Here is a 25,657-nt window from a genome sequence, read left to right as displayed (position 1 = left end):
GGGTCGCGATGATAGACGTGTTTTACCGCTCCTGATCAGTAGGCCGCATCAACACTTCGTTGATGTTCACGTGCGCAGGACGCGAGACGCAAAACACGATGGCGTCGGCGACATCGCTGCCCTGCAGCTGTCGCATGCCTTCGGCCCAGGCATTGGTGGCAGCCTGCACTTCGGCGTGACCGATATGCTCGCGCAGCTCGGTCGCCACCGCACCCGGCTCGATGACGGTGACGCGGATATTGTGCTGATAAGCCTCGCGACGCAGCGCCTCGGAGAAGGCCACCACGCCAAACTTGGTCGCCGCATAGCCAGCCGCATTGGGGTTGGCGACGCGACCTGCCGTGGACGAAATATTCACGATATGGCCATCACGACGGCTGCGCATGCCGGGCAAGGCGGCCTGGGTGGATGCGATCAGACTGAGCACGTTGAGTTCGAGCATGCGTCGCCAGCGGCCCAGATCGGCTTCAACGATCGGCTCCAGATACATCACGCCCGCATTGTTCACGAGAATATCCAGCCGACCGTAGTGCGCTTCGGTGTCGGCAACGACCCGCTGCGCCTCGGCTTCCGAGTTCAGGTCCGCCACCAGCACGAGTGGCTCGGCGCCCAGCGCCTCGAGCTTCGCGGCCAGGGCTTGCAGTCGATCGCGGCGCCTGGCCGCTATGGCCACGCGGGCGCCAGCCTCGGCCAAGGCCAGCGCGGTGGCCTCACCGATGCCGGAAGACGCTCCGGTGACCAGCGCGACGCGACCGTCAAGACGTTGAGACATGGGTTTTCCTTTGCTGATGGGGGGACAAAAGCCAGAAAAAGGCCGGCTTGGGCGGGGTAGCCTGCTACAATACCGCCATTCTCCCGCATGCCCGCGTGCATGCCATGTCGAGGTTCCCCCATGTCCTCCCCGTCTTCCGATTCCCAGCCGGCAGCCGCCGGCTTCGCTGCGCTTGGCCTTCATCCGGATGTGCTGCGCGTATTGACTGACGTCGGTTATGAATCGCCGTCGCCGATCCAGGCCGCCACCATTCCTCCGCTGATGGAAGGCCGCGATGTGCTCGGCCAGGCGCAGACCGGTACCGGCAAGACCGCCGCGTTTGCGCTGCCGTTGCTTTCGCGCATCGACCTCAAGCCCGGCAAGCCGCAGGCGCTGGTGCTGGCGCCGACGCGCGAGCTGGCGATCCAGGTTGCCGAAGCGTTCCAGCGTTACGCCGCGCATCTGCCCGGCCTGCAGGTGCTGCCGATCTACGGCGGCCAAAGCTATGGCCCGCAGTTGCACTCGCTCAAGCGTGGCGTGCACATCGTCGTCGGCACGCCCGGGCGCGTGATCGATCATCTGGATCGCGGCACGCTGGATTTGTCCGAGCTGAAATTCCTGGTGTTGGACGAGGCCGATGAAATGCTCCGCATGGGCTTCATCGACGACGTCGAGAAGGTGCTGGAAGCGACCCCGCCCACCCGCCAGGTGGCGCTGTTCTCGGCCACCATGCCGCCGCCGATCCGCAAGATCGCGCAGCGACACCTCAAGGAGCCGGTGGAAGTGACGATCAAGTCGTCCACCACCACGGCCGCCAATATCCGCCAGCGCTACTGGTTCGTCAGCGGCATGCACAAGCTCGACGCGATGACGCGCATCCTGGAAGCCGAGCCGTTCGACGCGATGATCATCTTCGCGCGCACCAAGCAGGCGACCGAGGAGCTGGCCGAAAAGCTGCAGGCGCGCGGCCTCGCCGCTGCCGCCATCAACGGCGACATCGCCCAGGCGCAGCGTGAGCGCGTGATCCAGCAGCTCAAGGAAGGCAAGCTGGACATCCTGGTGGCGACCGACGTGGCCGCGCGCGGCCTCGACGTCGAGCGCATCAGCCACGTGATGAACTACGACATTCCGTACGACACCGAAAGCTACGTGCATCGCATTGGCCGCACCGGTCGTGCCGGCCGCAGCGGCGAGGCGATCCTGTTCGTCACACCGCGCGAGAAGGGCATGCTGCGCGCGATCGAACGCGCCACGCGCCAGCCGATCGAGGAGATGAAGCTGCCGACGGTGGAAGCCGTCAACGACCAGCGCATCGCCAAGTTCAAGCAGCGCATCAGCGACACACTGGCCCTGGGCGAACTGGAACTGTTCCAGCAGCTGATCGAACAGTACGAGCAGGAACACGACATTCCGGCCATCGAGATTGCCGCCGCGCTCGCGCGCATCGCGCAAGGCAAGCAGCCGCTGCTGTTGACGCCGCCGCCCAAGCGCGAACACACCCCGCGCGAGCAGGGCACCCGCGAATACACTCGCGAGCACGCCAGCCACGATCGTGGCGAGCGCGAGCATCGCCCGCGCGATCGCGACAGCGGTCCACGCGAGTTCGTCGCCCGGCCGGTGCGCCCGCACCACACCGAGGAAGGCAAGCGCACCTATCGCGTCGAAGTCGGCCACGAACACGGCGTGAAGCCGGGCAACATCATTGGCGCCATCGCCAATGAAGCGGGGCTGGAAAGCGGCTTCATCGGTCGCCTGAGCATCCGCGGCGAATACAGCCTGATCGACCTGCCTGACGGCATGCCGGCGGAAGTGTTCCAGCATCTGCAAAAGGTGTGGGTGAGCCAGCAGCAGCTGCGCATCAAGGAATGGGACGGCAACGACACCGGCGCCGAAGAATCGGCTCCGCGCCGTCCTGGTGGCGGTTTCCGTCCGGGCGGCTTCAAGAAGCCCGGCGGCGGTGGTGGCAAGCCGCGCCCGCATGGCCATGGCGGCGGCAAGCCGCCGCGCCGCGCCAAGTAAACCTGCACGCTCGAGCTACCGTCATTCCGGCCCATGCCGGGATGACGGTCGGGTGGCGCGATCGTTCGAATCGCGTGACTCATTGTTCACCATAAGCACGCCGCAATTTCGCCCAGCGCCCCGTACCCTAGGGTGGTCCCCAAGGTGACCACCATGACCACCCTACCCAGCCTGTATATCTCCCACGGCTCCCCGATGACCGCGATCCAGCCGCGGCAGATCGGCGCACGCCTGGCCGAACTGGCGCGCAGCCTGCCGCGCCCCAGGGCCGTCGTCATCGCAACCGCGCACTGGCTCGCCAGGCAGCCGCACGTAGGTGGTGCCGCGCGGCCCGAAACCATCCACGACTTCGGCGGCTTCCCACGCGAACTGTTCGCCATCCAGTACCCGGCGCCAGGCGCTCCTGAACTTGCAGCGCAAGTCACCGAGCTGCTCGACAAGGCGGGACTGGCCACCACGCTCGACCCCACCCAGGGGCTCGACCATGGCGCCTGGGTGCCGATGCGCCTGCTTTATCCCGAGGCCGATATTCCGGTCGTGCCGATGTCCATCCAGCCTGCCCTGGGGCCGGCGCACCAGTACGCCGTGGGTCGCGCCCTGGCGCCGCTGCGTGAGCAAGGCGTGCTAGTGATCGGCTCGGGCAGCATCACGCATAACCTGCTCGACTTCCGCGCCGGCTATAGCGAGGAGCGCGAAGCTCCCTACGTGCGCCCGTTCATCGAATGGATCGAACGCAAACTGGCGGCAGGCGACGTCGACGCCCTGCTCGACTATCGCCGCCAGGCTCCGTTCGCCGAACGGGCCCACCCCACCGACGAACATCTATTGCCGCTGTTCGTGGCGCTCGGCGCGGCGGGTCCTCACGCCACCGCAGAGCGCATCGATGCCGGCATCGAATACGGCCTGCTGGCGATGGATATCTATCGCTTCGACGCAGTGAATAAGCCGATTACTGCACGATGATGGTTCCCACCATCATCGGATGAATCGAACAGTAGTACGCGTACGTCCCTGGCTTGGCAAAGGTGACCGCATAGCTGTCGCTGGTATCCAGCGCATTCGACGCAGCAAAGGTGCCGCCCGCGCTGGCAATCCGGTGTGGTTCGTCGTCCCGGTTCGTCCATACCACGCGGGTGCCGGCGCGCACGGTCAAGGTGCGCGGCGCAAAGGCAAAGTTCTTTATCTCGACCTGATCGGTCATCGCGCTCGCCGGGCTCGCTGCCTCGGCCGCGAGGGCGGGCCCGGCGAGGCCCGGACCGCAGCACAAGACACCCATCAGCAATGCGGTGACACCTTGGCGCTTCGCGTTCATGACATCGCCTCGTCGGTGACCGCAAGCGCGTGCCCACCCTTCACATGGCGCACCTCGCGGATGCCGAGATAGCCATGCAACGCATCCGGCGCAATATCCTTCAGCGGCCCCGGGGCCGGCCCCACGCCCGGCGCGGGTTGCGGATAGGCGGTGGAACGCGCCGTGTAGAACGTGATGTTGCCTTCCACCTTCTGCTGGATCTGGTGGATATGGCCATTGAGCACGCTGACCGAACCGAAGCGGCGCAGGTATCCCATGGCTTCGGCACTGTCGTCCGTGCCCCAGCCCCACGGCGGATACAAAGGCCACAGCGGCATATGCGCGAAGACCACCAGCGGCGTCTCGGCGGAACGACCGGCCAGATCCTTTTTCAGCCATGCCAGTTGCTCCGCGCCCAACGAGCCGAGCCCGCCTGCCTGGAGATTCAGCACATTGATCAGGCCGACAAAATGCACGCCGCGATGATCAAAGCTGTACCAGCCGCCGGACTGCTGCCGCTCGCCAAAGCGGCGGAAGAACTCGGCACCGTTGTCGCCGATCACGTCGTGTTCGCCAGGCACGTAGAACACCTTGTCGGTACGCGCCTCGCGCATGAGTTCCGCCAGCGTGTCGAACTCTTCCGGTTTCGACAAATGGGTGAGGTCGCCCGTGTGCAGCATGAATTCCGGCCGCTTCGGCTGGGCATTGACCATGCCCAGCGATGCGCGCAGGGTGGATGCCACATCCATGTTGGGCGCCTTGTGAAAGCCGATATGCGAATCGCTGATCTGCACGAAGCTGAAGCTGGCGTCGGCCGCTGCCGCAGCGCCTCCTTCGCCCAGGGGCTGGGCATGCAGCACGCCGCCTTTCATCAGCCATAGCGTGCCCGCACCTGCCCAGGCCATGCATTGGAGGAATTGGCGGCGGCCGCCGACTTGGTTGTCTTCTATGTCGCGCATGAGCGGAATCTCCAGGCTGGGTGGCCCTGCGGCCATTCGGAATGCGGGCGTCGATCCAAGGCGCCCCTCACCGTGCATTACCGGAAGACCCGAGGATCTATTCCCGTGTTTGCGCCGCTTGCGCCCCCACGACACCAACATGGAATAAAGTGGCGTCCATCGAGGTATTCCTCTTATGCCCATCGACGCGCCCGACGGACCACTCGGCCACGACCCAGCGAAAAGCGCTCGCTTCGAGTCGCTCGTGCTGCCGTACCTCGATGCTGCCTACAACCTCGCGCACTGGCTCGCCCGTGACGATGCGGATGCACAGGACGTCGTGCAGGAAGCCATGCTGCGGGCGCTGCGCTATTTCGACAGCTTCCATGGTGGCGATGCACGCGTGTGGCTGCTGGCGATCGTGCGCAATACGTTCTACACGCTGCGGGCGAAGGCACCGCAGGATGCGCTTCACGCAGCGCTGGATGACGATGCCCACCCATTGATCGACGAAGGCCCCTCGCCCGAGACGCTGACCTTGCTCGCAGTGGACGTGGGCGCGCTGCAAACTGCATTGGAGCACCTGCCACCACCGCTGCGCGAAGTGATCGTGCTGCGCGAACTGGAAGAGTGTTCGTACAAGGAGATCGCCGCGATTACCGAACAGAAGATCGGCACGGTCATGTCACGACTGGCGCGTGCCCGCGAACGGCTGAAGACCGAACTGACCTGTCGACCCAAGGAGGTACGTCGCCATGATGTGCGATGACGCCAGGCTGCTCCTACACGCGTATCTGGACGACGAACTCGACGCGGCCAACAGCGCGGCCGTCGCTCAGCACATGCAGGACTGCACCGCCTGCACGGCCCGCTACGGCACCTACGCCACCCTGCACAAGGCGCTCGCGCAACCCGCGCTGTACCGGCGTGCGCCGGAGGCATTGCGCCAGCGCTGGACTCAGGCCAGGCCTGCCGTTGCGGTGAAGGCGTCGCCAAGGCGCCGCCGCGCGCCGCTAGCCTTGGCCATGGCCGCCGGCTTCGCGGGTGCGCTGCTGCTCACCAGTCCGGCCTGGTTCCACGCGTGGCGGCAGCCCGCCCTGGGCGACGATCAGGTCGTGGCCGAGGTGATCTCGGGCCATCTCCGCTCGCTGCAGGAGCAGCATTTGATGGACGTGGTGTCGACCGATCAACATACGGTCAAGCCGTGGTTCGAGGGCAAGCTCGATTTCTCGCCACGCGTGAAGGATCTCGCCAGCGAAGGCTTCCCGCTGGTCGGCGGGCGGCTCGATGCCATCGACGGCCACGCTGTCGCGGCGCTGATCTTCAAGCGGCGCCTGCATGTCATCAACCTCTACCAGTGGCCAACGGAGGCCGCGGCGAACACGCAGGTGCAGACGCAACGACACGGCTTTACGGTGATTCGCTGGCGCGCCGATGGCATGCAGTACGTGGCCATCTCGGACGTCAATGAGAACGACTTGAAGCAGTTCGTGCTCGCCTTCCAGAACGAGGCGAGCACGCCCAGTACGCACTGACCCAGGCGGCTCAAGAGGCCCTGAGATGCCTACGCGGCGTCGGCGCCGCTTGCCTCAGGCCAGTCCGCCGGCGTCAGCACCGGCAATCCGTGCGCCACGCGGGCCTTGTCGCACTGCAGACTGATCACCCCGAACTCCCACGAGGGCTGCACCTCGCGGCAAACCGACGGCCGTTGCTCGTAGACACCGCAATGCGCTGCCTCACCCACCGTGCCCTGCAGGGCCACGCAACGTGGCTTCGACGCTTGCGTGCCACGCATCACCAAGCGGTGCGGATCAAGCGTTTCGGTCAGCTCTGGCGGAACCACGCCCCCCAGGGACGCGTCCGCCTCTGACCAGTGAAAGGCCACGCGGAAATAGGCGCAGCAGGCGCCGCAACGTAAACAGGGATGCAACATGCGGTCGTTCTAAGGCACACCCCAAGGCGTGCGGCGGTCTTATTTTAAAACGACGAAGGCCTGCAGGTGTCGGGCCTTCGCGCATCCGTGCCATGACATTCGTTCAGAGTGGGCCCGCAAACGTATTGCAGCTGGCCATGTCGCCGCTTTCGAAACCGGTACGGAACCAGTGCACGCGCTGCGCCGAGGTGCCATGGGTGAAGGAATCGGGCACCACCCGGCCTTGCGCCTGCTGCTGCAAGGCGTCATCGCCAATCTTGCTCGCCGCGTTGAGCGCCGACTCGATGTCGCCCGGCTGCAGCCATTGCAAGCGCTGCTGGCTGTGATTGGCCCAGACGCCAGCAAAACAGTCGGCCTGCAATTCCTGCCGTACCGACAAGCCGTCGGCGCCTTCCATGCGCGCGCCGCGACGGCGCGCCTGCTCCACCTGGTCGAACACGCCGATCAGGTTCTGCACGTGGTGGCCGACTTCATGCGCAATCACATAAGCCCGCGCGAAATCGCCCGAGGCATGGAAGCGGTTTTCCAGCTCCTGAAAGAACGCGACGTCCAGATATACCTTCTGGTCGCCAGGACAGTAGAACGGCCCGACTGCGGTCGACGCCGAACCGCAGGCGGTATTCACGCCGCCACTGAACAGGTCGAGCTTGGGATCGACGTATTGCTGGCCGTGCGCCGCAAAGATGTCGCCCCAGGTCTTTTCGGTGGAGCCGAGGATCGCACTGACGAAATCCTTGGTCTGCGGATCGACCTGGGCCGGCTCGCCGCTGGGCGCGGCTACCTGGCCGCCATTGTCCGCCTGGTTGAGCAGGGCCGTGGGGTCCTTGAAGAACACCACGCCCAGGATCGCCAGGATGATGATGCCGCCGATGCCCATGCCGCGGCCGCCACCAAAGCGGGGACCGCCGCCCCCGCCGCTATCGACTTCGACGTTCTGACTGCGCTCGCCCTTTTGCCAATCCATATGACGGCCCTCGGTCGCACACCGCAGCGGTGACCGGGTGACGATAGCGCCTCGCGCCCTCTCCCGCTACGTGTGCACGATGGCTACAGTGGGCCACCTTTTCACGAGAGTCCGTCATGGCCTTGCATCTACCCGCCGTCGTTGTGCTGCTCACCATCCTGCTGCAGGTCGGCACCATGTGGGCTACCGGCAAAGCGCGCGAGAAATTCGGCATCAAGGCACCGGCGATCAGCGGCCATCCGGGCTTCGAGCGGGCCTGGCGCGTGCAGATGAACACGCTGGAAGCCACCCTGATCTTCCTGCCCACGCTGTGGCTGGCCGTGCAGTACGGCTTCCCCCTGTGGGGCAGCATCGCCGGCCTGGTCTGGGTGTTTGGCCGCGTGTGGTATGCCGTGGCCTATCTGAACGACCCCGCCAAGCGTGGTCCCGGCTTCATGGTGGCTTCCGCCGGATGGGCGGTGATGCTGGTGCTGGGCATCTTCGGACTGGTCCGGGCCTTGCTCGCGGGCTAGGCGCCAGCCTTTTGCGGCCTGGCGCGCCGGCGACCCCGCTTCTGCTCCTTCTCCCCTCCGGGGAGAAGGTTGGGATGAGGGGCGGGTGCTCACGGTAGCGCGACAACTGGGCGTGGTGGCCAGGGTGCCGCTTACGCAGCGGGCGTTTCGACTGCCTGCCGGCAGCCGAGTCACTTTTCTTTGCTGGCCCAAAGAAAAGTAACCCAAAGAAATGGCCTCTAGAGCTGGTAGCACTCCGCTGGATAGAAGCGTTGGAAGGTCTAGGCGAGCAACTAGCTGCCGGCCCACGGCCGCTACACAGCGGCTACACCGCAACGCGCCAAAACGGTGAGGACTTAAAACAGGTCTTGCCGATGGTCGAAACGCTCGCAGTATCCGGAGGCACAGATGGTCAACTCGTCACCCACGCCTTAAGCCCTCTCCGCCTCGGCGCGTTGCGGTGTAGCCGCTGTGTAGCGGCCATGGGCCGCCACCTATCCGGCTGGCCTCGCCCGTCAGGCTCGCATCCCACGCAATGCTATGAGCTCTTCAGGCCATTTTCTTTGGGTTACTTTTCTTTTGGGCCAGCAAAAGAAAAGTGACCAGGACCGCGGCAGCGGTTCGGAACGCCCGCTGCGTAAGCGGCACCCTGGCGATACCGCTCGATTGTCGCGTCAAAGGCGAGCACCATCCCGACCTTCTCCCCGAAGGGGAGAAGGAGTCACAGCGACAGCTAACCGCCGACCGGCGTAACCTTCAGGCGCTCGATGCGCGCGCCGTCCATGGTCACCACTTCGAAGCGCAGGCCTTCGCTGGTGAAGCTGTCGCCCGCGCTGGGCAAGCGTCCCAATTGTTGCAGCACATAGCCTGCCAGCGTGGAAAAGCTGTCGTCGCCGCTAAGTTTGAAGCCGAGCATGTGCTCGACACGCCGCAGGTCCAGGCTCGCATCCAGCATCCAGCTGCCATCACCCGCCTGAACGAACGAGGGATCGCCGCTTTCGTCATCGGGAAATTCGCCGGCGATCACCTCGAGCACATCGGTAGGCGTCACCAGCCCAAGCACGCTGCCGTACTCGTCCACCACCAGCGCCACCTGCAAAGGCGAGCGGCGGAACTCTTCGATCAGCCGCAGCACGCTGAGTGACTCCAGCACGGTGAGCGGCTTGCGCACGACCGTATCGACGTCGATATGCCCGTGCTCGAGCAGGCTGGCCAGCAGATCTCGCGATGAGGCCACGCCGACCAACTGGTCGAGATCGTCACCCGCCACCGGCAGCCAGGCATGACTGGACGAGGTGACTTCGGCGCGCAGTTGTTCGGCGCTTTCGCGCGGATCGATCCAGTTGATCTCGGGGCGCGGCGTCATGATCGAACGCACCGGTCGGTGGGCCAGGTCCAGCACGCCCTGCACCATCGCCAGCTCGTCCTTGCCGAACATGGCCGCGCCGCCGTCCGTGGCCGTGGTAGCGGCATGCGAGGTGTCCTTCTCGTCATCGCCGGAACCGCCCAGCAGGTTAAGCACGGCCATCGCGGTGCGGTCACGCAAGGTGCGCGCGCTGCTGAACAGGCTGCGCTGGCGATTGCGGCGCATGGTCTGGTTGAACGCCTCGATCATGATCGAGAAGCCGATCGCCGCGTACAGGTAACCCTTCGGGATATGGAAGCCGAACGCCTCGGCCACCAGGCTGAAACCGATCATTAGCAGGAACGACAGGCACAGGATCACCACCGTCGGTCGCGCGTTGACGAAGTTGGTCAACGGCTTGCTCGCACTGATCATCAGGATCATCGCGATCACCACCGCCACCATCATCACCGACAGGTGGTCGACCATGCCGACGGCAGTAATCACCGAATCGAGCGAGAACACCGCGTCTAGCGCGACGATCTGCGCCACCACCAGCCAGAACCGGGCTGGCGCGCGTTTGGCGGCATCGTGGTCGTCATCTGCCTCCAGCCGTTCGTGCAGCTCCACGGTGGCCTTGAACAGCAGAAAGGCGCCACCCAGCAACAGGATGATGTCGCGCCACGAAAACGAGATGCCCTGCCAGGCGATGATCGGTGCGGTGAGTTTCACCAGCCACGACATCGCCCCCAGCAAGGCCAGGCGCATGATCAGGGCCAGCGTGAGGCCGAGCACGCGTGCCTTGTCGCGCTCCCGCGCCGGCAGCTTGTCGGCGAGGATCGCAATGAAGACGAGATTGTCGATGCCGAGCACGATCTCCAGCACCACCAGGGTGAGGAGTCCGGCCCAGGCAGTAGGGTCGGCCAGCCAGTCGAAAGCGAACATGGGTCGGCACCGAAGCGCCAGTTTCCTCCTTGGAACGTGCTGCAACTATACAGGGCGACTTTGTGAACGCTGCGCAAGCCATGCCAGACCATGCCAAAGGGCAGGATTGCGCCCATCCGGCGGCAGGGGCTAGCGTGGGGACGCCAGATGACGAGCGCGTTGCGTCCTGGCGAAAACCATCTGGACGCTCGCCCGCAGGACCCACCATCGATGGATGCGAACCATCCGAACTACGCTCCCATTTCGCCGCCGTCTCCCGCTCTTGCCACCTTGGCGCCCAGCGTCTGGTATGCCCTCGGCCTGATCGCCCTGTACTTCGCGCTGCAGCTCTCGGTTGCGGCCGTCATCGGTCTCGCGGCGGGCCTGGTGGCTCTCGCGCAGCACGGCGGCGATATCACTTCGATCATTACCAGTGGGCGCGCATGGCTGGCCCATTCGGACGCGAGCGCCATCGCCGTCATCGCCACCTTGCTGGTGGCAGCCGCCGTGATCCTGCACCTGGCGCGTCGCTGGTGGCCACAGCTTTGGGCCAAGGCCGAGCTCCCCGGCTTTGGCTTTGTCATGTCGACGCAGCCGGCCATGTATCTCCTCGCGATGGTGCTGGGACTGGCCACGCCCTTCGTCGGTGGCATGCTGACGCAGTGGGTGGCGCATGGCCACGAGGTCAGCCAGGACATCAAGCAGCTCGGCGCACACATCTCCCTGCCCTTGCGCATCCCGCTCGCCCTGCTGGTGGTGAGCATCGGCCCGCTGGTGGAAGAACTGCTGTTCCGCGGCGTGCTGCTGTCGTCGATCGCGCGCTACGTAGGAGGCGGCTGGGCGATCATGCTGACCGCCGTCATCTTCGCCTGCGTCCATCTGCCCGACCTGTCGTTTCTCTGGTACGCGCTACCCAACCTGGCCTTGCTGGGATTGCTGCTTGGCTGGCTGCGCGTGCAGTCCGGTTCGATCTGGCCGGCCGTCCTGGCACACGGCATGAACAACCTGCTCGCCGTGGTCTCGTGGTTCGTGATGACGCCTGCCAGTTAGGCCGTGATCAACGCGTGCGCACGCAGCAGGCGCGCCGTTTCGAAGATCGGCAGCCCCATCACCCCGGAGTGGCTGCCGTCGAGGTGCTCGATCAACTTCGCGCCGTGACCCTGGATCGCGTACGCACCCGCCTTGCCGAAGGCCTCGCCAGTCGCGATATAGGCCTTGATGGTGGCGGCATCCAGCTCGGGCATGCGCACGCGCGACACGCTGGTGTCGCTCCACTCCCCCTTATGGCTGATCAGCCATACGGTGGAAATCACCTCATGCACGCGCCCGGACAGTCGCCGCAGCATGGCAGCCGCATCGGCGGCGTCTGCCGGTTTGCCGAACACCTCGTCGTCAAGCACCACTTCCGTGTCGGCGCCAAGAACGACTGCGCCGGCGTCACTCAGCGCGGCTAACCCGGCCAGCGCTTTCTCGCGCGCCACCCGGCTTACGTACTCGCGTGGCGATTCCGCCAGGGCGCGCTGCTCGGGCACCTCCACGTCGACGGTGCGAAAGTCCACGCCAATCTGTTCGAGCAATTGGCGCCGGCGCGGTGACTGGGAAGCGAGATAGAGCATGGAGTGTCCGGTTCCGTTGGGAGATATGCAGCCTATTTTGGCCGCATATCTCCTGTTTCGAGAAATCGCTCGTGCCAGGCCAGGGCCTCGGCGAGCAGATGCGGCGTGTGCTTGCCGCGGCTGCTGTGCAACGCCCGCTCGAAGTAATCCTGCAACAGCGGCCGATACGTGGGATGCGCACAGTGTTCGATGACGACCTTTGCGCGCTGCCGTGGCGACAACCCACGCAGGTCGGCAAGGCCCTGTTCCGTCACCAGCACGGACACGTCGTGCTCGGTGTGGTCCACATGGCTGACCATCGGCACCAGGCAGGATATGGCGCCGTTTTTCGCGGTGCTCGGCGTGAGGAAGCAGGACAGGAAGCCGTTGCGCGCGAAGTCGCCGGAGCCACCGATGCCATTGATGATGCTGGTGCCCGCCACGTGCGTGGAATTGACGTTGCCGTAGATGTCGGCCTCGACCATGCCATTCATGGCGATGCAGCCGAGGCGTCGCACCAGCTCCGGGTGATTGGAAATTTCCTGCGTGCGCAGAATGATGCGCTTGCGGAAGAACTCGATGTCCGCCAGGAAACGCTCGATGCCGACCGGGCTGAGCGAGAACGAGGTCGCCGATGCAACGCTCACCACACCGTTGGCGAGCAGATCGAGCATGCAGTCCTGGATCACCTCGGTATACGCGGTCAAGCCGCTGAAACCGCCCTCCTGCAAACCGGCAAGCACGGCATTCGCGATATTGCCGACGCCGGACTGCAAGGGCAGCAGCTGCGGACTGAGACGTCCCTTCGCAATCTCATGGCGGAAGAACTCGATCAGATGGCCAGCAATGCGCTTCGATGTTTCATCGATAGGCGCAAACGCACTGTTGCGATCCGGCGCATGGGTTTCAACGACGGCGATGACCTTGTCAGGGTCGCAGCGCAGGTAAGGCTCGCCTATGCGGTCGTCCGGCTTGATCAAGGGTATCGGGCGACGGTGCGGCGGCAAGGCCGTGCCGTAATAGATATCGTGCATGCCGTCCATTTCGAGCGGCTGCCAGTGATTGACCTCGATGATGACCTTGTCGGCCAGGTCCAGCCAGGTCTTGTTGTTGCCCACCGACGAGGACGGCAACAGGCTGCCGTCCGGCAGGATGGCGGTGGCTTCGATGACGGCCAGGTCGAGTTTGCCGAAGAAACCAAACCACGCGTACTGCGCGACGTGGCTCAGGTGGATATCGAGATAATCCATTTCGCCGCGATTGATGCGCGCACGCAACTCGGGATCGGACTGATACGGCAAACGCATGTCGATGCCATCGGCACGAGCGAGCGCGCCGTCGAGCTCGGGTGCAGTGGAAGCACCGGTCAGCACGCGAACGCGGAATGGATCGCCGTGGCCTTGCGTCGCCATCATGCGATCGGCCAGCGCCTTCGGCACGGCCTTGGGATAACCGGCGCCGGTAAAGCCGCTCATGCCTATGGTCATGCCAGGGTCAATCAGCTCGGCGGCCTGCGCCGCCGTCATCACCCGGCTGGCAAGTCCTGCATGGCCAATACGCTTATCCATGATGGTTTCTCCTGCACTGATTCCATCCATGGTAACGCCCGGAGCGTCAAGCGATTGCCCTGCTTAGACAATGGTCTGATGTGGGAATCCACCTAAAATGTAAGGTTGTATTCACGGAAATGTTCATCGAGCTTCCAGCCCAGCGACTCGTACAGGCGCTGCGCCGGCAGGTTCGCATGCGCGGTGGACAAGGACATCCCCACCGCGCCGATGGCGCGCGCAAAGTCCGCCGCTTCGTGCAGGAGCGCGGCGGCGACGCCGTGACGGCGCGCTTGCGGTGCCACGAAAAGATCGTTCAAGAGATAGGTGCGCTCCGCTCGTACCGATGAAAACAGCGGATACAACTGAGTGAAGCCCATGCCCTGGCCCTGCTCGTCCAGCGCCAGGAACAGCACCGATTCATGATGCTGGCAGCGGTCATGCAGAAAGCGCCGCGCCAGCTCCAAGTCCGCGGGCTTGCCGTAGAACTGACGGTAAGCGTCGAACAACGGGGCAACGATATCGAGGTCGTGGATGGTTGCCTGGCGTACCTTGAAAGACATCTCGCGTTCCCTATGGCAGATGCGTGCTTGGGCCAACGATCACATCGCGCCGTTGTGCGGCTTTCAGGTGCGGTGGTAGGGGTGGCCGGACAACAGCGTAGTGGCACGATACAGCTGCTCGGCCAGCACCAGGCGCACCAGCATGTGCGGCAGTGTGAGCGGGCCCAGCGACCATTGCTGGTCCGCGCGGGCTATGACCTCGGGCGCGTGGCCATCGGGGCCACCGATGAGAAACGCCAGATCGCGTCCGGACATGCGCCACTTTTCGAGTTGCGCGGCGAGATCTTCACTGGACCAGGTCTTGCCACGCCCATCCAGTGCGACCACGTGGATGTCGCGCGGCAGCGCCGCAAGGATTGCCGTGCCCTCGTCCTGGATCGCGCGCGCGTCATCGCGCCCCTTGCCGCGCGTGCCGGGCTTCAGTTCGATCAACTCCAGCGGCAAGTCATGCGACAGCCGCTTGCGGTACTCGGCAAAGCCCTCGGCTACCCAGGCGGGCATGCGTTCACCGACGGCGATCAGGCGGGCGCGCATTGATTAGGCCAAAAAGGGAAAAAGCGAAACAGCACGCGCACGCTTAGGCAGCGGCGCGGCGCATGTACCGCCACCACGCGGACGATTAGCCCGCGCTGACGGCTTCGATATGGGTTTCGCGGTCACCCACGGTCCACAGCCTTTCCAAGCCATAGAACTCGCGGATACGCGGCAGCATGACGTGGACGATCACATCGCCCAGGTCGACCAGCACCCATTCGGCTTCCTGCTCGCCTTCCACGCCCAACGGCATCACGCCCGCCTTCTTGGCGAACTTGACGACTTCGTCGGCGATGGATTTGACATGGCGGGCCGAGGTGCCTGAGGCGATGACCAGCAGATCGGCGATGGAGGTTTTGCCGCGAACGTCGATTTCTCGAATGTCCTTGGCTTTCAGTTCGTCGAGGGCGTCGATGACGTGCTGACGAAGGACCGCCGTGGTGGCGGATTTGGCGCTGCGATGGGAAGTCGGACTCAAGTGCGGTTGCCTCGATGCGGGATCGACGCGCGGGATGGCGCGGGGGCAGTATAACGCCCTGGCCTGAAGGCCACGTCAAGCCAGGCGCATCGGCGCCTGGGCATGGACTGCCCTGGCAGCGCGCGCATGCAGCCTGGGGCACCGTCGGTAGCGTGCTCGCAGCTGACCACAGTGGCCGCGGGGCACGCGGGAACACCGGAAACAAAGAGGGCATGGTGTTCACGCCGCGACCTTCTGCAGCGTGTTGCACCATGCCCTCGACGGCACGCTCCTTACGACAGGAGAGCCGGTTCAATCACGGCCGACCTCAACCACCGTTGGCGGGCGGGGTGGCGGCGTCTTTCTTGGGAGCGCTGTGCTTCTTGTGATGGGTGCTCTTGGTCTCGGTGGCGGACTTTGTCTCATCCGCGGTGCTCTTCATCGCATCGCTGGACGATTTCATGGCGTCCGAGCTGGACTTCATCGCATCCGAACTGGATTTCATCGCGTCCTTGCTGGCGTCCGTGGCGGACTGCGTCGGGGTGGTGCTCTGCGCCATCACCGGCGACACGGCCAGGCCGAAGGCGACGGCGGTCGCGAGGGCAAGTACGGTGTAACGGGATACTTTCATGGGTACATATCTCCTGAATTGGTGGGGTAACCGTGCGACATCGCCGCACTTCCATGGAGCTACCGTTGCCGTCCATCCCGGGCGGCATCGGCGATCCGGTACCGAATTCGTCGGTTCCGGCCACGCCACATCAGCAGTCCTGCCCGATGCGAACAGTTCTTCCCTGATCCGTGATTCCACCTGCGCGGGGCGCGCACCGCCTGCACCTGCGCCCGTCTACGGGACAAGGTTATACCTGTGCGTGGCGTAGGGATGTGACCCGACGAGAGGGCTGTTCAGCGTCAATATCGACAGGCGCGAGGCTATGCGCAGGATTGCTGCGGTGCCCACCGAGATTGCGCGCATGCTCCCAGGCAGCATGCATTCGGCTCAGTCTCATGGTGCGTCAGACGCCAGCGCGTCGCCGCCGCTCGACGTTCACCGGACCCGACGATGTGCTTATGCTGCATCGCACCACCCTGGCCGGCGGCCCCGCCTGCCCATGTCGCCGGGCGTCTTGCCTGGCGCGGTGCTTATTTCAGCGCCGGCTGCAGCAAACGACCACCCATGGCCGCATTGGCGGCGACCACGATGGCCACTGCCAAGGCATGCATCATCAGGTCCGTCGCGGCGGCATCGAAGGCGTGACAGATCTCCAACAGGCTGGCCGAAGCCGCTGCACTGGCAAGGCCGATCATCACCGCCGTCAACACGGGCCTTAGCGGACAGGCTCGCCGCAGCAGCCAGATCAGCAACACCGACAGCGGTACCGAGAAGCTGATGATGAAGACGAGGCAGTCATTCGCTTCGTGCAGGCTGGCAATGTGGGTGGCCGGGGCTACCCATACACGCAGGCAACCGACGCCGCTCGCGCCGATCCACAGCAACAAGCCGGGTAGCGGAAGCCAGGCCCAGCGCGCAGGACGCCCTGGTACACCGAGCGAGAACGCCGCCCACGCCGCGCACACGGCGGTTATGACCGCCCCGATGCCGGCCAGGGCGATATCAGGCTGGCCGCTCCAGCGCTGAAGCATGTGGGTAATACCGTAGTGCGCCAGCAGCCACGCCGCGATCGCCGCCACTGCCAGCAACCAGCCGAGCGTGCGCAGCCACGGCGACGGCAGTCGCCGCACCGGCGTGAGCTGTTCGCCCAACGATTGGATCAGTGACTCGGTGAGTCGCGGTTCGGACATGGTACTCAGGGGTCTCCATGGAAACGGGTACGTAGCGCCTTCAAGGCGCGGTGCAAATTCACTTTGAGCGCACCGGGCTGGCGCCCCGTGTGCTCCGCCGCCTCGGCCAGGCTGTGTTCCTTCAGACCGAGCTGCTCGATCGCTTCGCGCTGCCCCGGCGGCAGCGTCGCAATGGCCTCGCGCAGGCGGCGCGCGTCCTGCTCGCGCTCGGTCGCGGCGGTGGCGTCGTCCACGTCGGGATGCAAATCCACCGCGCGCTCGTCATGAAGCTCGTGCCGCCCGCGGCGACCATGGCTGCGCAAGGCATCGATCGCACGGCGGCTGGCAATGGCACTGAGCCAGGCGTCATAGGAACGGCTGGGGTCATAGGTGTGACGAACGCGATGCACGGTCAACAAGGTTTCCTGCACCACGTCATCGACCTGGTCCAGCGCCACACCCTGGCGCCGTGCCGCCGTGCGTATCAACGGCACGGAACTCGCCAGCACGCGCTCGTAGGCGCCTTTATTGCCCTCCTGGGCCGCCGCCATCCACGCCGCGCGCTGCCGTTCCGGCGATTCGCTGGCAGTGGGGGTGTCGTCAGTCACGGCGGGATCGATCCTTGCCCAGGCGGGAAGGACGCTATCTAGACCTAACGCGCCGGCGATGGTCAAGCTGTGCTGCATGCATGTATCACTTGAGGGGCATGCTGGAACCTTCGCCACAGCCGCTTCAACGGTTACCTCGACTGACGCCCCGGTTGGCGAAAGCCGTTCACCGAGGGCTGGCTAACCGCAGCGGGTGCGGATCACTATCGACGACAGGTAACCGCAACCCCGCCTGCACCGAATAACCAGTCAAACCACCTGGAGCCACTGCCCCATGCTCGTGCTGATCCTCGCCTATCTCGGCGGCGTGCTGACCATACTCAGCCCGTGCATCCTGCCAGTCCTGCCCTTCGTGTTCGCACGGGCCGACCGGCCGTTCGCACGCAATGGCCTGCCGATGCTGCTGGGCATGGCGCTTACCTTTGCCCTGGTCGCCACCTTGGCGGCGGTCGGTGGCGGCTGGGCGATCCGGGCGAATCAATACGGCCGCATCATTGCCATGGTGGTGCTCGCCGTGCTCGGCCTGACCCTGCTTTCGAGCCATCTGGCCGAGTGGATCAGCCGGCCGTTCGTGGCGCTGGGCAACAAACTCACGCAACGCTCGGACGCCGAGGGTGATTCGGTCTGGTCGGCCGCAGGCTTGGGCGTCGCCACCGGCCTGCTGTGGGCACCCTGCGCGGGGCCGATCCTCGGCCTGCTGCTGACTGGCGCGGCGCTCAACGGCGCCAGCGTGCAGACCACCTTGCTCCTGCTCACCTATGCCGCTGGCGCAGCAACATCTCTGGCCCTGGCGCTGGTGATCGGCGGACGCGTGTTCGGGCTGATGAAGCGCTCGCTGGGCGCGGGCGAATGGGTACGACGCGGTCTCGGCGTACTCGTCCTGATCGGCGTGGCAGCCATTGCGCTGGGCATGGACACCGGCGTGCTGACGCGCGTCTCGCTGGCAAGCACGGGAGGCATCGAGCAGAAGCTGATCGATGCCGTGCGCCCGGCACCGGCCCCGCAGCCCATGGTGAAGGCCGGCGAGCCGCTACCCGTGGAAGGTGAGCTGCCTCCGCTGACGGGTGCCACGCAATGGCTCAACAGCCCGCCACTGACGGCTCCGTCGCTGCGCGGCAAGGTGGTGCTGGTCGATTTCTGGACGTATTCCTGCATCAACTGCATCCGCTCGCTGCCCTATGTGCGCGCCTGGGCGGACAAGTACAAGGATTACGGCCTGGTGGTGATCGGCGTGCATGCACCCGAATTCGCATTCGAGAAGGAACCGCAAAACGTCATCAAGGCGGTGAAGGATCTCGGCGTCGATTACCCGGTGGCGCTCGACAACAACTACGCGATCTGGAAGGGCTTCAGCAACGAGTACTGGCCCGCCCACTACTTCATCGACACGCGGGGCCAGATTCGCCATCACCACTTCGGCGAAGGCGAATACGAACAAAGCGAAGACGTGATCCGCCAGTTGCTGACCGAAGCCGGCCACAAGAACCTGCCGGGCGGCTATGTGCAGCCCGGTGCACAGGGCGCGGAAGCGGCCGGTTCGGGCGACGCAGAGCGTTCGCCGGAGACCTATGTCGGTTACTCCCGCGCGGAGAATTTTGCCGGTGGCCAGGTCGCCCATGACGATGCATGGAATTACCACGCACCCGCCAGCTTGATGGCGAACCAATGGGCGTTCGACGGACGCTGGACCGTGCGCGACGAAAACGCGCAGCTCGACCAGGCCAACGGCCGCATCGTCTATCGCTTCCGAGGTCGCGACCTGCATCTCGTGCTCGGCCCCGGCAGCGATGGCAAGCCGGTGCGCTTCCGCGTGCTGATCGACGGCAAGGCGCCGGGCGCCGATCACGGGATGGATACCGACGCCGACGGCAACGGCACGATCACGGCACAGCGCCTTTACCAGCTCGTGCGGCAAGCCAATGGCAGCGGCGAACGCACTTTTGAAATCACCTTCCTCGACCCCGGTGTACAGGCCTACGCCTTTACTTTCGGTTGATCCTTCCTGTTGATGTGATGGAGGCAGTCATGTCCCGCACTCGGGATATCGTGAAGCTGGAACGCCGTCGCTTTCTGCGGTCGGCGCTCACCGGGGGCGCCATCCTGGCGATCGGCGGCCCATTGCTGCCGCGACTGCTGGGCAGCGGCGCGGCGTCAGGTACCGCGATGGCGGCCACGCCCGCGGCGACGGGCAAGGACATGTTGCTCGAATGCTTCGCCGACGATGGCCACCATCTCGGGCCCTGCCATGTGCGCAAGCTGGTGCTCACCGATGCTCAATGGCATGAGCGCCTCTCTGACGATGCGTACTACGTGATGCGTCGCGCCGGTACGGAACGCGCATTCAGCGGAGCGCACGAGAAGCCGCCGGTGCCGGGTCTTTACCGCTGCCCGGCCTGCGATACGGCCCTGTTCGATGCCGCCACGCAGTTCGACTCGGGCACCGGTTGGCCCAGCTTCTGGCAGCCGATCGCCAAGGCCAACGTGATCGAGATACGCGACTCCAGCTTCGGCTGGGAACGCACCGCCATCAGCTGCGCCGGCTGCGACAGTCATCTTGGACATGTGTTCGATGATGGCCCGCGGCCGACGGGATTGCGCTATTGCATGAACTCGGTAGCGCTGCGCTTCATTCCACGCGGCAGCGCCTGACGCCTCACGTTCTTACTGTAGGAGCGCACCCTGTGCGCGATCACCGCATCACCGCTGCGTAGGCTTGTCGCGCACAGGGTGCGCTCCTACAACAGGGTCTGGTGACGATATGGCGCCAGCACGGCCGGGTCATCGAACAGGCCGCAGGGCAGCAGATAACGCGGATCGCGGCCGGCCGCCAGCAGTTCGCGGATGCGCGTGGCCGAAATCTCCAGCGGCGTCACGGCCAACTCGATGACCTTGCCGGCTGGCCATGCGCGCAATACGGCCGCATCGGTGACCAGGCGCGCGGCCACTTCCGCCTCTAGCTCCGCAGGCAAGGCAGCGTCCACGCCGGGTCGGCTGAGTACGCCGATGTGCGCGACCTCGAACAGCTCGCGCCAGCGGTGCCAGGTCGGCAAACCGGCAAAGGCATCGGCGCCGATCAGCAAGACCAGCGGACGATCACCCTGCTCTGCGCGCAACTCGGCCAGCGTGTCGATGGTGTAGGACGGGCCGCTGCGTTCCAGCTCGCGCGTGTCCAGGGTGAGGCGCGACTGCTCCTGCAATGCGGCGCGCAACATCGCCGCGCGTTGCGACGGATTGGCGATGGGCGCGGGTCGGTGCGGCGGCACGCTGGCCGGCATCAAGCGCACCTCGGCATCGAGCAGTTCGGCGGCTTCCCATGCGACGCTGAGATGGCCCAGGTGCACGGGATCGAAGGTACCGCCGAAGATGGCGAGGGGGCGAGTCATAGACCCCCTCTCCCCGCTGGGGAGAGGGTTGGGGTGAGGGGGCACGCTGCGTCACGGTTTCCTATCAGGAGAATCCCTCGGATAGGTGGAGCGCTCGCGAGCACCCTCCCCTCACCCCGGCCCTCTCCCCGAAGGGGAGAGGGAGAAGTGAGATGCCGCTTCATGACAATGCCTGCGCCGCGCGAGGCTCGGCGATCGCAGCAATCAGGCGTTCGGCTTCCAGCCATGGATTGCCCTGCTCACGGCCCTTGGCCATGCGGTCGATGCGCGCGGCGCGGGCCAGGCATTGCAGCCAATGCTCGCGCGGGGCGCGGCGCAGTGCCTTGCGGAACAGTTGTTCGCGTGCCGACCACAGGCGCTCGGCGCGGGCTTGCGCGGCGAAGTCGCGTGCGTTCGCCAAGCGCAGGGCAAGCTGCAGCTGATTGACCAGCCAGCCCATCAGGGCGATCAGTTCGTCGCCTTCGGCATGCAGGCCGGCGAGGATGCGCAGCGCACGGCCACCCTCGCCTGCGAATGCCGCGTCGGTCAGCTTGAAGGCGTCGTAGCGCGCGCTGTCGGCGACGAGGTTTTCCATCTCCTGCGCATCGATCTTGCCCTGGCCATGCAGCACCACCAGCTTGTCGATCTCCTGCGCGGCCGCCAGCAGGTTGCCTTCCACGCGCTCCGCCAGCAGCGCGGCGGCATCCGGCGTGGCGGAAAGACCGCGTGAAGCCAGCCGCGCGCCGATCCAGGCACCCCATTCGTTTGGACGGGGTGCATTGAACACCACCAGGGCGCCAGCAGCGTCCAGGTTCTTGGTCCAGGCGCCTTCGTGCTTGTTGCTCCAGTCGGTCGCGGTGATCAGCAGGGTGACGTCCGGCGGCGGATCGGCGCAGAACGCGTTGATGGCCTTGGCGCCCTCGGTGCCGGGCCGCCCGGTCGGCAGGCGCAGGTCCAGCAGGCGCCGCGTGGCGAACAGCGACATGCCCGCCGCCGCGCGCGCCAGGTCGTCCCAGTCGAAATGATTGCCGACGTCGAGCACTTCGCGCTCGGCATAGCCGAGTTTGCGCGCCTGGGCGCGCAGCGCGTCCGCCGCTTCCAGTACCAACAATTCCTCGCCGGCCAGCAGATAGACCGGACGCAGACTGTCCGCCGCCAGCGACTTCTGCCATTGAGCGGCATTGAGCGGCATATCAGGCAGGCCCGCTTAGTTCGTACTGGACGCCGACGCCGGCGCGGCCGCATCGGCGGCGACCTGGCCCGGGTGCTTGGTGGCGGCCTGCAGTCGGAACAGGATGGCCTGCACCATGTCGTCGTTGAGGCTGTCCTGGATCGCCTGCACCTGGGCGGTGGTACCGATGGTATTGGTCGCGTCGTAGCTGAATTCGCGCTGCATATCGATGCGCTGGCGCGGCACGAGCGGCTGGCCGGTGCCGTCGTGCACCTCAAACTCGACGTGGTAGCGCACGGTGTACTCGGTGACTCGCGCCAGGCCGCTGACCGTCAGCGTATCGGTGCTGAACGATGCCACCGGTATGTTCAGCTCGGCGATGCCGGTACCCGGCTTGTCCAGCACGGTAACGCCGGAGCCCTCAAGGGCACGCGTCATGTTCAAGCGCAGATTGCCGCCGCCATTGACCGTCAAATGGAGCTGCTGCATCGATGGCGGCAGCGCCGCGCTCTGGCGCAGATGGAACCCGCACGCTGCCAGGGAAACGGTGAACATCAACAGCAGCGAAGCTTTGAACAGGCGGGTCACTGATCTCATTGGGACGTTCTCATCCTGCGACGATGTTGACGATCTTGCCGGGAACCACGATCACTTTGCGAACGGTCTGGCCTTCCAGGAACGCGACCACCTGGGGGTGGGCACGGGCCAGTGCCTCGGCCTCTTCCTTCGAGGCATGGGCCGCCACCTCGATGGTAGCGCGCAATTTGCCATTGACCTGCACGGCCAGGGTCAGCGAGTCGCGCACCAGGGCGGCGCTGTCGGCCTGCGGCCAGGGCTGGTCTTCCAGCACCGACTCGGCATGTCCCAGCACCTGCCACAGCGTATGGCTGACATGCGGCACTACCGGGTTGAGCAACAGCACCATCGTTTCCAGCGCTTCATGGCGCACGGCGCGGCCCTGCTCGCTCTGGTCGCTGAACTTGTTCAGCGCGTTGAGCAGTTCCATCAGGGCGGCGATGGCGGTGTTGAACGAGTGACGGCGACCCAGGTCGTCGGTGACTTTCTGGATGGTCTCGTGCAGCTGGCGGCGCAGCGTCTTCTGGCCGGCATCCAGCTGCGACGGATCGACCACCGGGTGGTCTGGCATCGACGCATGCGTGGTCACCTCGCGCCAGAAGCGGCGCAGGAAGCGCGCCATGCCTTCGACACCGGCCTCGCTCCACTCCAGCGACTGTTCCGGCGGCGCCGCGAACATGGAGAACAGGCGCACCGTATCGGCACCGAACTTGTCCACCATTGCCTGCGGGTCGATGCCGTTGTTCTTGGACTTGGACATCTTCTCGGTGCCGCCGATCTTCACCGGCTGGCCGTCGCTCTTCAGCACGGCGCCGATCACGCGCGCCTTTTCGTCGCGCTGGATCTCCACGTCGGCCGGATTCAGCCAATCCTTGGAACCGTCGGCGTTGTCCCGATAGAACGTCTCCGCGATCACCATGCCCTGGCACAGCAGGTTGGTGGCCGGTTCGTCCGCTTTCACCAGACCCGCGTCGCGCATGAGCTTGTGATAGAAGCGGAAGTACAACAGGTGCAGGATGGCGTGCTCGATGCCGCCGATGTACTGGTCGACCGGCAGCCAGTAGTTGGCGCGCTCATCGACCTGATCGCTGGCACCCGGGCTGGTGTAGCGCGCGTAGTACCAGCTCGACTCCATGAAGGTGTCGAAGGTGTCGGTCTCGCGCTCGGCCGGGCCGCCGCATTGCGGGCAGCTGGTCTTGCGCCACTCGGGGTCGGCCTTGATCGGCGACTGCATGCCGGAAAACGCGACGTCCTCGGGCAGCACCACCGGCAGCTGGTCTTCCGGCACCGGCACCGCGTCGCACTTGGGGCAGTAAATCACCGGGATCGGGCAACCCCAGTAGCGCTGGCGGCTCACGCCCCAGTCGCGTAGACGCCAGTTGACGCGACGCAGGCCCGTGCCTTCGCGCTCGAAGCGCGCGGCCATGGCCTCGAAGGCCTGGGCGTAATCCATGCCGTCGAACTCGCCGGAGTTCACCAGGTAGCCGCGCTCCGTGAACGCGCTGTCCTGCTGCACGCTGGCTTCGAAATCCGCGATCAACTGCACCGCCGCCGAGGTTTCATAGGCATCGACACTGCCGCCACCCAAGGCCGCGCGCACGGGATCGGCGCCCACGCCCTTGGACAAGTCATGCTGGATGGCCGCCACGGCATCGAGCACCGCGCGGTCCACCACCACCATCTTGATCGGCAAGCTGTACTTCCGGGCGAATTCCCAGTCGCGCTGGTCGTGGCCAGGCACGGCCATCACCGCGCCGGTGCCGTAGCCCATCAGCACGAAGTTGGCCACCCACACCGGGATCTTCTCGCCGCTGATCGGATGGATCGCGCACAGGCCGGTATCCATGCCGCGCTTTTCCTGCGTCTCCAGCTCGGCTTCGGACACGCCGCCGTGCTTGAGCTCTTCCAGAAAGGACGCCAGCTTCGCGTTGCCCTTGGCCGCCTTCAGCGCCAGCGGGTGCTCACCGGCAATGGAGACGAAGGTGACGCCCAGCAAGGTGTCCGGACGCGTAGTGAACACGGTCAACGGCTCGGCGGCGTCTTCCAGCTCGAAGTGGATCTCCAGGCCTTCGCTGCGGCCGATCCAGTTGCGCTGCATGGTCTTCACCGCATCGGGCCAGCCCGGCAGCGTGTCCAGGCCGTCCAGCAGCTCCTGCGCATAATCGGTGATCTTGAGGAACCACTGCGGGATCTCGCGCTTTTCCACCAGCGCGCCGGAGCGCCAGCCGCGGCCGTCGACCACCTGCTCATTGGCCAGCACCGTCTGGTCGACCGGATCCCAGTTCACCACCGCGTTCTTGCGGTAGGCCATGCCCTTCTTCATCAGCCGGGTGAACATCAACTGTTCCCAGCGGTAGTAGTCCGGGCGGCAGGTGGCGAACTCGCGGGTCCAGTCATAGGCAAAACCCATGCGCTGCAGCTGGCCGCGCATGTGTTCGATGTTCTGGTAGGTCCACTTGGCCGGCGCGGTCTTGTTCTTGATCGCGGCGTTTTCGGCGGGCAGGCCGAACGCGTCCCAGCCCATCGGCTGCAGCACGTTCTTGCCGTTCATGCGCTGGTAGCGGCTGATCACGTCGCCGATCGTGTAGTTGCGCACATGCCCCATGTGCAGCGCGCCCGAGGGGTACGGCAGCATGGAAAGGCAGTAGAACTTGGGCCGCGAGGCGTCTTCCTTTACCTCGTAGGCGCGCTGTTCGCGCCAGTACCGCTGCGCGGCAGTTTCCACTGCCTGCGGCTGGTAACCCTGTTCGTTGCCCTGATCGTGGGAACCCTGATCTTGAATGTCCTGCATGTTTCCGGCGCCGTG

Annotated in this window: 26 protein-coding genes; 8 read left to right on the top strand and 18 right to left on the bottom strand. The window is 65.3% G+C overall.

Annotated features, from left to right (window positions below; translation table 11 throughout):
- Positions 1–22 precede the first annotated feature (22 nt).
- Positions 23–772 carry an SDR family NAD(P)-dependent oxidoreductase gene (locus OUZ49_RS02520; protein WP_266148357.1) on the bottom strand — a complete coding sequence of 250 codons (750 nt, stop codon included), beginning with the start codon at positions 770–772 and terminating at the stop codon, positions 23–25.
- A 120-nt stretch (positions 773–892) separates the two neighbouring features.
- Between OUZ49_RS02520 and OUZ49_RS02515 the strand changes: the two genes are divergently transcribed.
- Together OUZ49_RS02515 and OUZ49_RS02510 are read left to right on the top strand one after the other, a co-directional pair.
- Positions 893–2,770 carry a DEAD/DEAH box helicase gene (locus OUZ49_RS02515; RefSeq protein ID WP_266148356.1) on the top strand — a complete coding sequence of 626 codons (1,878 nt, stop codon included), beginning with the start codon at positions 893–895 and terminating at the stop codon, positions 2,768–2,770.
- Between the two features lie 153 nt (positions 2,771–2,923).
- Positions 2,924–3,733, top strand: coding sequence for a dioxygenase family protein (locus tag OUZ49_RS02510; RefSeq protein ID WP_266148355.1), 810 nt, complete (start codon positions 2,924–2,926; stop codon positions 3,731–3,733).
- Here the strand turns inward: OUZ49_RS02510 and OUZ49_RS02505 are convergent.
- Both OUZ49_RS02505 and OUZ49_RS02500 read right to left on the bottom strand, forming a co-directional pair.
- Entirely contained in the window at positions 3,720–4,082 is a 363-nt protein-coding gene (locus OUZ49_RS02505) for a cupredoxin domain-containing protein (RefSeq protein ID WP_266148354.1), read from the bottom strand. The two genes, OUZ49_RS02510 and OUZ49_RS02505, sit on opposite strands and share 14 nt — an antisense overlap.
- Positions 4,079–5,020, bottom strand: a complete 942-nt coding sequence (locus OUZ49_RS02500) for a metallophosphoesterase family protein (protein ID WP_266148353.1) — start codon at positions 5,018–5,020, stop codon at positions 4,079–4,081. The genes OUZ49_RS02505 and OUZ49_RS02500 overlap by 4 nt, the downstream gene beginning before the upstream one ends.
- 175 nt (positions 5,021–5,195) lie before the next feature.
- On the opposite strand from OUZ49_RS02500, the gene OUZ49_RS02495 reads away from it, so the two are divergent.
- Both OUZ49_RS02495 and OUZ49_RS02490 read left to right on the top strand, forming a co-directional pair.
- Positions 5,196–5,768 (top strand): sigma-70 family RNA polymerase sigma factor, encoded by a 573-nt coding sequence (locus OUZ49_RS02495; protein WP_266148352.1) that lies wholly within the window; start codon positions 5,196–5,198, stop codon positions 5,766–5,768.
- Positions 5,755–6,534, top strand: a complete 780-nt coding sequence (locus tag OUZ49_RS02490; RefSeq protein ID WP_266148351.1) for an anti-sigma factor family protein — start codon at positions 5,755–5,757, stop codon at positions 6,532–6,534. Before OUZ49_RS02495 ends, OUZ49_RS02490 begins: the two co-directional genes overlap by 14 nt.
- 29 nt (positions 6,535–6,563) lie before the next feature.
- Here the strand turns inward: OUZ49_RS02490 and OUZ49_RS02485 are convergent, their stop codons facing one another.
- Entirely contained in the window at positions 6,564–6,932 is a 369-nt protein-coding gene (locus tag OUZ49_RS02485; RefSeq protein WP_266148350.1) for a YkgJ family cysteine cluster protein, read from the bottom strand.
- A gap of 103 nt (positions 6,933–7,035) precedes the next feature.
- Positions 7,036–7,896, bottom strand: coding sequence for a KPN_02809 family neutral zinc metallopeptidase (gene ypfJ / locus OUZ49_RS02480; RefSeq protein WP_266148349.1), 861 nt, complete (start codon positions 7,894–7,896; stop codon positions 7,036–7,038).
- A gap of 116 nt (positions 7,897–8,012) precedes the next feature.
- Here ypfJ and OUZ49_RS02475 point away from each other — a divergent pair, with 116 nt between their 5' ends.
- On the top strand, positions 8,013–8,408 hold the full coding sequence (locus tag OUZ49_RS02475; protein WP_266148348.1) for an MAPEG family protein: 396 nt from the start codon (positions 8,013–8,015) through the stop codon (positions 8,406–8,408).
- A gap of 712 nt (positions 8,409–9,120) precedes the next feature.
- On the opposite strand, the gene OUZ49_RS02470 is transcribed toward OUZ49_RS02475, so the two are convergent.
- Positions 9,121–10,677, bottom strand: coding sequence for a hemolysin family protein (locus OUZ49_RS02470; protein WP_266148347.1), 1,557 nt, complete (start codon positions 10,675–10,677; stop codon positions 9,121–9,123).
- Between the two features lie 210 nt (positions 10,678–10,887).
- Between OUZ49_RS02470 and OUZ49_RS02465 the strand changes: the two genes are divergently transcribed.
- Positions 10,888–11,706 carry a CPBP family intramembrane glutamic endopeptidase gene (locus OUZ49_RS02465; RefSeq protein WP_266148346.1) on the top strand — a complete coding sequence of 273 codons (819 nt, stop codon included), beginning with the start codon at positions 10,888–10,890 and terminating at the stop codon, positions 11,704–11,706.
- On the opposite strand, the gene OUZ49_RS02460 is transcribed toward OUZ49_RS02465, so the two are convergent.
- From OUZ49_RS02460 to OUZ49_RS02425, 8 genes are all read right to left on the bottom strand, one after another.
- Positions 11,703–12,272 (bottom strand): Maf family protein, encoded by a 570-nt coding sequence (locus OUZ49_RS02460; protein ID WP_266148345.1) that lies wholly within the window; start codon positions 12,270–12,272, stop codon positions 11,703–11,705. The two genes, OUZ49_RS02465 and OUZ49_RS02460, sit on opposite strands and share 4 nt — an antisense overlap.
- 32 nt (positions 12,273–12,304) lie before the next feature.
- Positions 12,305–13,819 carry a succinyl-CoA:acetate CoA-transferase ScpC gene (gene scpC / locus OUZ49_RS02455; RefSeq protein WP_380004871.1) on the bottom strand — a complete coding sequence of 505 codons (1,515 nt, stop codon included), beginning with the start codon at positions 13,817–13,819 and terminating at the stop codon, positions 12,305–12,307.
- Between the two features lie 92 nt (positions 13,820–13,911).
- Entirely contained in the window at positions 13,912–14,361 is a 450-nt protein-coding gene (locus OUZ49_RS02450; RefSeq protein ID WP_266148344.1) for a GNAT family N-acetyltransferase, read from the bottom strand.
- Positions 14,362–14,424: 63 nt separating this feature from the next.
- A complete protein-coding gene (gene rlmH / locus OUZ49_RS02445; RefSeq protein WP_266148343.1) occupies positions 14,425–14,895 on the bottom strand; it encodes a 23S rRNA (pseudouridine(1915)-N(3))-methyltransferase RlmH in 471 nt (156 codons plus the stop codon).
- Positions 14,896–14,980: 85 nt separating this feature from the next.
- The gene (gene rsfS, locus OUZ49_RS02440) at positions 14,981–15,373 is read right to left on the bottom strand and encodes a ribosome silencing factor (RefSeq protein WP_266148342.1); all 393 of its coding nucleotides are present in this window, start codon (positions 15,371–15,373) and stop codon (positions 14,981–14,983) included.
- Positions 15,374–15,680: 307 nt separating this feature from the next.
- A complete protein-coding gene (locus OUZ49_RS02435; RefSeq protein ID WP_266148341.1) occupies positions 15,681–15,983 on the bottom strand; it encodes a hypothetical protein in 303 nt (100 codons plus the stop codon).
- Between the two features lie 512 nt (positions 15,984–16,495).
- Positions 16,496–17,155 carry an NrsF family protein gene (locus OUZ49_RS02430; RefSeq protein WP_266148340.1) on the bottom strand — a complete coding sequence of 220 codons (660 nt, stop codon included), beginning with the start codon at positions 17,153–17,155 and terminating at the stop codon, positions 16,496–16,498.
- 5 nt (positions 17,156–17,160) lie between these two features.
- Entirely contained in the window at positions 17,161–17,685 is a 525-nt protein-coding gene (locus tag OUZ49_RS02425; protein ID WP_266148636.1) for an RNA polymerase sigma factor, read from the bottom strand.
- Positions 17,686–18,016: 331 nt separating this feature from the next.
- On the opposite strand from OUZ49_RS02425, the gene OUZ49_RS02420 reads away from it, so the two are divergent.
- Complete coding sequence (locus OUZ49_RS02420; protein WP_266148339.1) at positions 18,017–19,738, top strand: cytochrome c biogenesis protein DipZ; 1,722 nt, start codon at positions 18,017–18,019, stop codon at positions 19,736–19,738.
- 29 nt (positions 19,739–19,767) lie between these two features.
- On the top strand, positions 19,768–20,391 hold the full coding sequence (gene msrB / locus OUZ49_RS02415) for a peptide-methionine (R)-S-oxide reductase MsrB (protein ID WP_266148338.1): 624 nt from the start codon (positions 19,768–19,770) through the stop codon (positions 20,389–20,391).
- Positions 20,392–20,477: 86 nt separating this feature from the next.
- Here the strand turns inward: msrB and nadD are convergent, their stop codons facing one another.
- The 4 genes from nadD to leuS all read right to left on the bottom strand — a co-directional run bounded on the left by nadD (position 20,478) and on the right by leuS (position 25,642).
- On the bottom strand, positions 20,478–21,125 hold the full coding sequence (gene nadD, locus OUZ49_RS02410; RefSeq protein ID WP_266148337.1) for a nicotinate-nucleotide adenylyltransferase: 648 nt from the start codon (positions 21,123–21,125) through the stop codon (positions 20,478–20,480).
- A gap of 160 nt (positions 21,126–21,285) precedes the next feature.
- A complete protein-coding gene (gene holA / locus OUZ49_RS02405; RefSeq protein WP_266148336.1) occupies positions 21,286–22,296 on the bottom strand; it encodes a DNA polymerase III subunit delta in 1,011 nt (336 codons plus the stop codon).
- A gap of 15 nt (positions 22,297–22,311) precedes the next feature.
- On the bottom strand, positions 22,312–22,872 hold the full coding sequence (locus OUZ49_RS02400; RefSeq protein ID WP_266148335.1) for an LPS-assembly lipoprotein LptE: 561 nt from the start codon (positions 22,870–22,872) through the stop codon (positions 22,312–22,314).
- Positions 22,873–22,882: 10 nt separating this feature from the next.
- A complete protein-coding gene (gene leuS, locus OUZ49_RS02395) occupies positions 22,883–25,642 on the bottom strand; it encodes a leucine--tRNA ligase (RefSeq protein WP_266148334.1) in 2,760 nt (919 codons plus the stop codon).
- Positions 25,643–25,657 lie beyond the last annotated feature (15 nt).

Origin of the sequence: Dyella halodurans (assembly GCF_026283925.1) — a bacterium.
In the GTDB taxonomy this organism is placed as follows: domain Bacteria; phylum Pseudomonadota; class Gammaproteobacteria; order Xanthomonadales; family Rhodanobacteraceae; genus Dyella; species Dyella halodurans.
This window is presented reverse-complemented; position numbering and strand designations above follow the sequence as displayed.

Excerpts from the sequence above, each read along its gene's own strand:
- OUZ49_RS02520 (WP_266148357.1), bottom strand. The coding sequence starts at position 772 with ATGTCTCAACGTCTTGACGGTCGCGTCGCGCTGGTCACCGGAGCGTCT.
- OUZ49_RS02515 (WP_266148356.1), top strand. The coding sequence starts at position 893 with ATGTCCTCCCCGTCTTCCGATTCCCAGCCGGCAGCCGCCGGCTTCGCT.
- OUZ49_RS02510 (WP_266148355.1), top strand. The coding sequence starts at position 2,924 with ATGACCACCCTACCCAGCCTGTATATCTCCCACGGCTCCCCGATGACC.
- OUZ49_RS02505 (WP_266148354.1), bottom strand. The coding sequence starts at position 4,082 with ATGAACGCGAAGCGCCAAGGTGTCACCGCATTGCTGATGGGTGTCTTG.
- OUZ49_RS02500 (WP_266148353.1), bottom strand. The coding sequence starts at position 5,020 with ATGCGCGACATAGAAGACAACCAAGTCGGCGGCCGCCGCCAATTCCTC.
- OUZ49_RS02495 (WP_266148352.1), top strand. The coding sequence starts at position 5,196 with ATGCCCATCGACGCGCCCGACGGACCACTCGGCCACGACCCAGCGAAA.
- OUZ49_RS02490 (WP_266148351.1), top strand. The coding sequence starts at position 5,755 with ATGATGTGCGATGACGCCAGGCTGCTCCTACACGCGTATCTGGACGAC.
- OUZ49_RS02485 (WP_266148350.1), bottom strand. The coding sequence starts at position 6,932 with ATGTTGCATCCCTGTTTACGTTGCGGCGCCTGCTGCGCCTATTTCCGC.
- ypfJ (WP_266148349.1), bottom strand. The coding sequence starts at position 7,896 with ATGGATTGGCAAAAGGGCGAGCGCAGTCAGAACGTCGAAGTCGATAGC.
- OUZ49_RS02475 (WP_266148348.1), top strand. The coding sequence starts at position 8,013 with ATGGCCTTGCATCTACCCGCCGTCGTTGTGCTGCTCACCATCCTGCTG.
- OUZ49_RS02470 (WP_266148347.1), bottom strand. The coding sequence starts at position 10,677 with ATGTTCGCTTTCGACTGGCTGGCCGACCCTACTGCCTGGGCCGGACTC.
- OUZ49_RS02465 (WP_266148346.1), top strand. The coding sequence starts at position 10,888 with ATGGATGCGAACCATCCGAACTACGCTCCCATTTCGCCGCCGTCTCCC.
- OUZ49_RS02460 (WP_266148345.1), bottom strand. The coding sequence starts at position 12,272 with ATGCTCTATCTCGCTTCCCAGTCACCGCGCCGGCGCCAATTGCTCGAA.
- scpC (WP_380004871.1), bottom strand. The coding sequence starts at position 13,819 with ATGGATAAGCGTATTGGCCATGCAGGACTTGCCAGCCGGGTGATGACG.
- OUZ49_RS02450 (WP_266148344.1), bottom strand. The coding sequence starts at position 14,361 with ATGTCTTTCAAGGTACGCCAGGCAACCATCCACGACCTCGATATCGTT.
- rlmH (WP_266148343.1), bottom strand. The coding sequence starts at position 14,895 with ATGCGCGCCCGCCTGATCGCCGTCGGTGAACGCATGCCCGCCTGGGTA.
- OUZ49_RS02435 (WP_266148341.1), bottom strand. The coding sequence starts at position 15,983 with ATGAAAGTATCCCGTTACACCGTACTTGCCCTCGCGACCGCCGTCGCC.
- OUZ49_RS02430 (WP_266148340.1), bottom strand. The coding sequence starts at position 17,155 with ATGTCCGAACCGCGACTCACCGAGTCACTGATCCAATCGTTGGGCGAA.
- OUZ49_RS02425 (WP_266148636.1), bottom strand. The coding sequence starts at position 17,685 with ATGGCGGCGGCCCAGGAGGGCAATAAAGGCGCCTACGAGCGCGTGCTG.
- OUZ49_RS02420 (WP_266148339.1), top strand. The coding sequence starts at position 18,017 with ATGCTCGTGCTGATCCTCGCCTATCTCGGCGGCGTGCTGACCATACTC.
- msrB (WP_266148338.1), top strand. The coding sequence starts at position 19,768 with ATGTCCCGCACTCGGGATATCGTGAAGCTGGAACGCCGTCGCTTTCTG.
- nadD (WP_266148337.1), bottom strand. The coding sequence starts at position 21,125 with ATGACTCGCCCCCTCGCCATCTTCGGCGGTACCTTCGATCCCGTGCAC.
- holA (WP_266148336.1), bottom strand. The coding sequence starts at position 22,296 with ATGCCGCTCAATGCCGCTCAATGGCAGAAGTCGCTGGCGGCGGACAGT.
- OUZ49_RS02400 (WP_266148335.1), bottom strand. The coding sequence starts at position 22,872 with ATGAGATCAGTGACCCGCCTGTTCAAAGCTTCGCTGCTGTTGATGTTC.
- leuS (WP_266148334.1), bottom strand. The coding sequence starts at position 25,642 with ATGCAGGACATTCAAGATCAGGGTTCCCACGATCAGGGCAACGAACAG.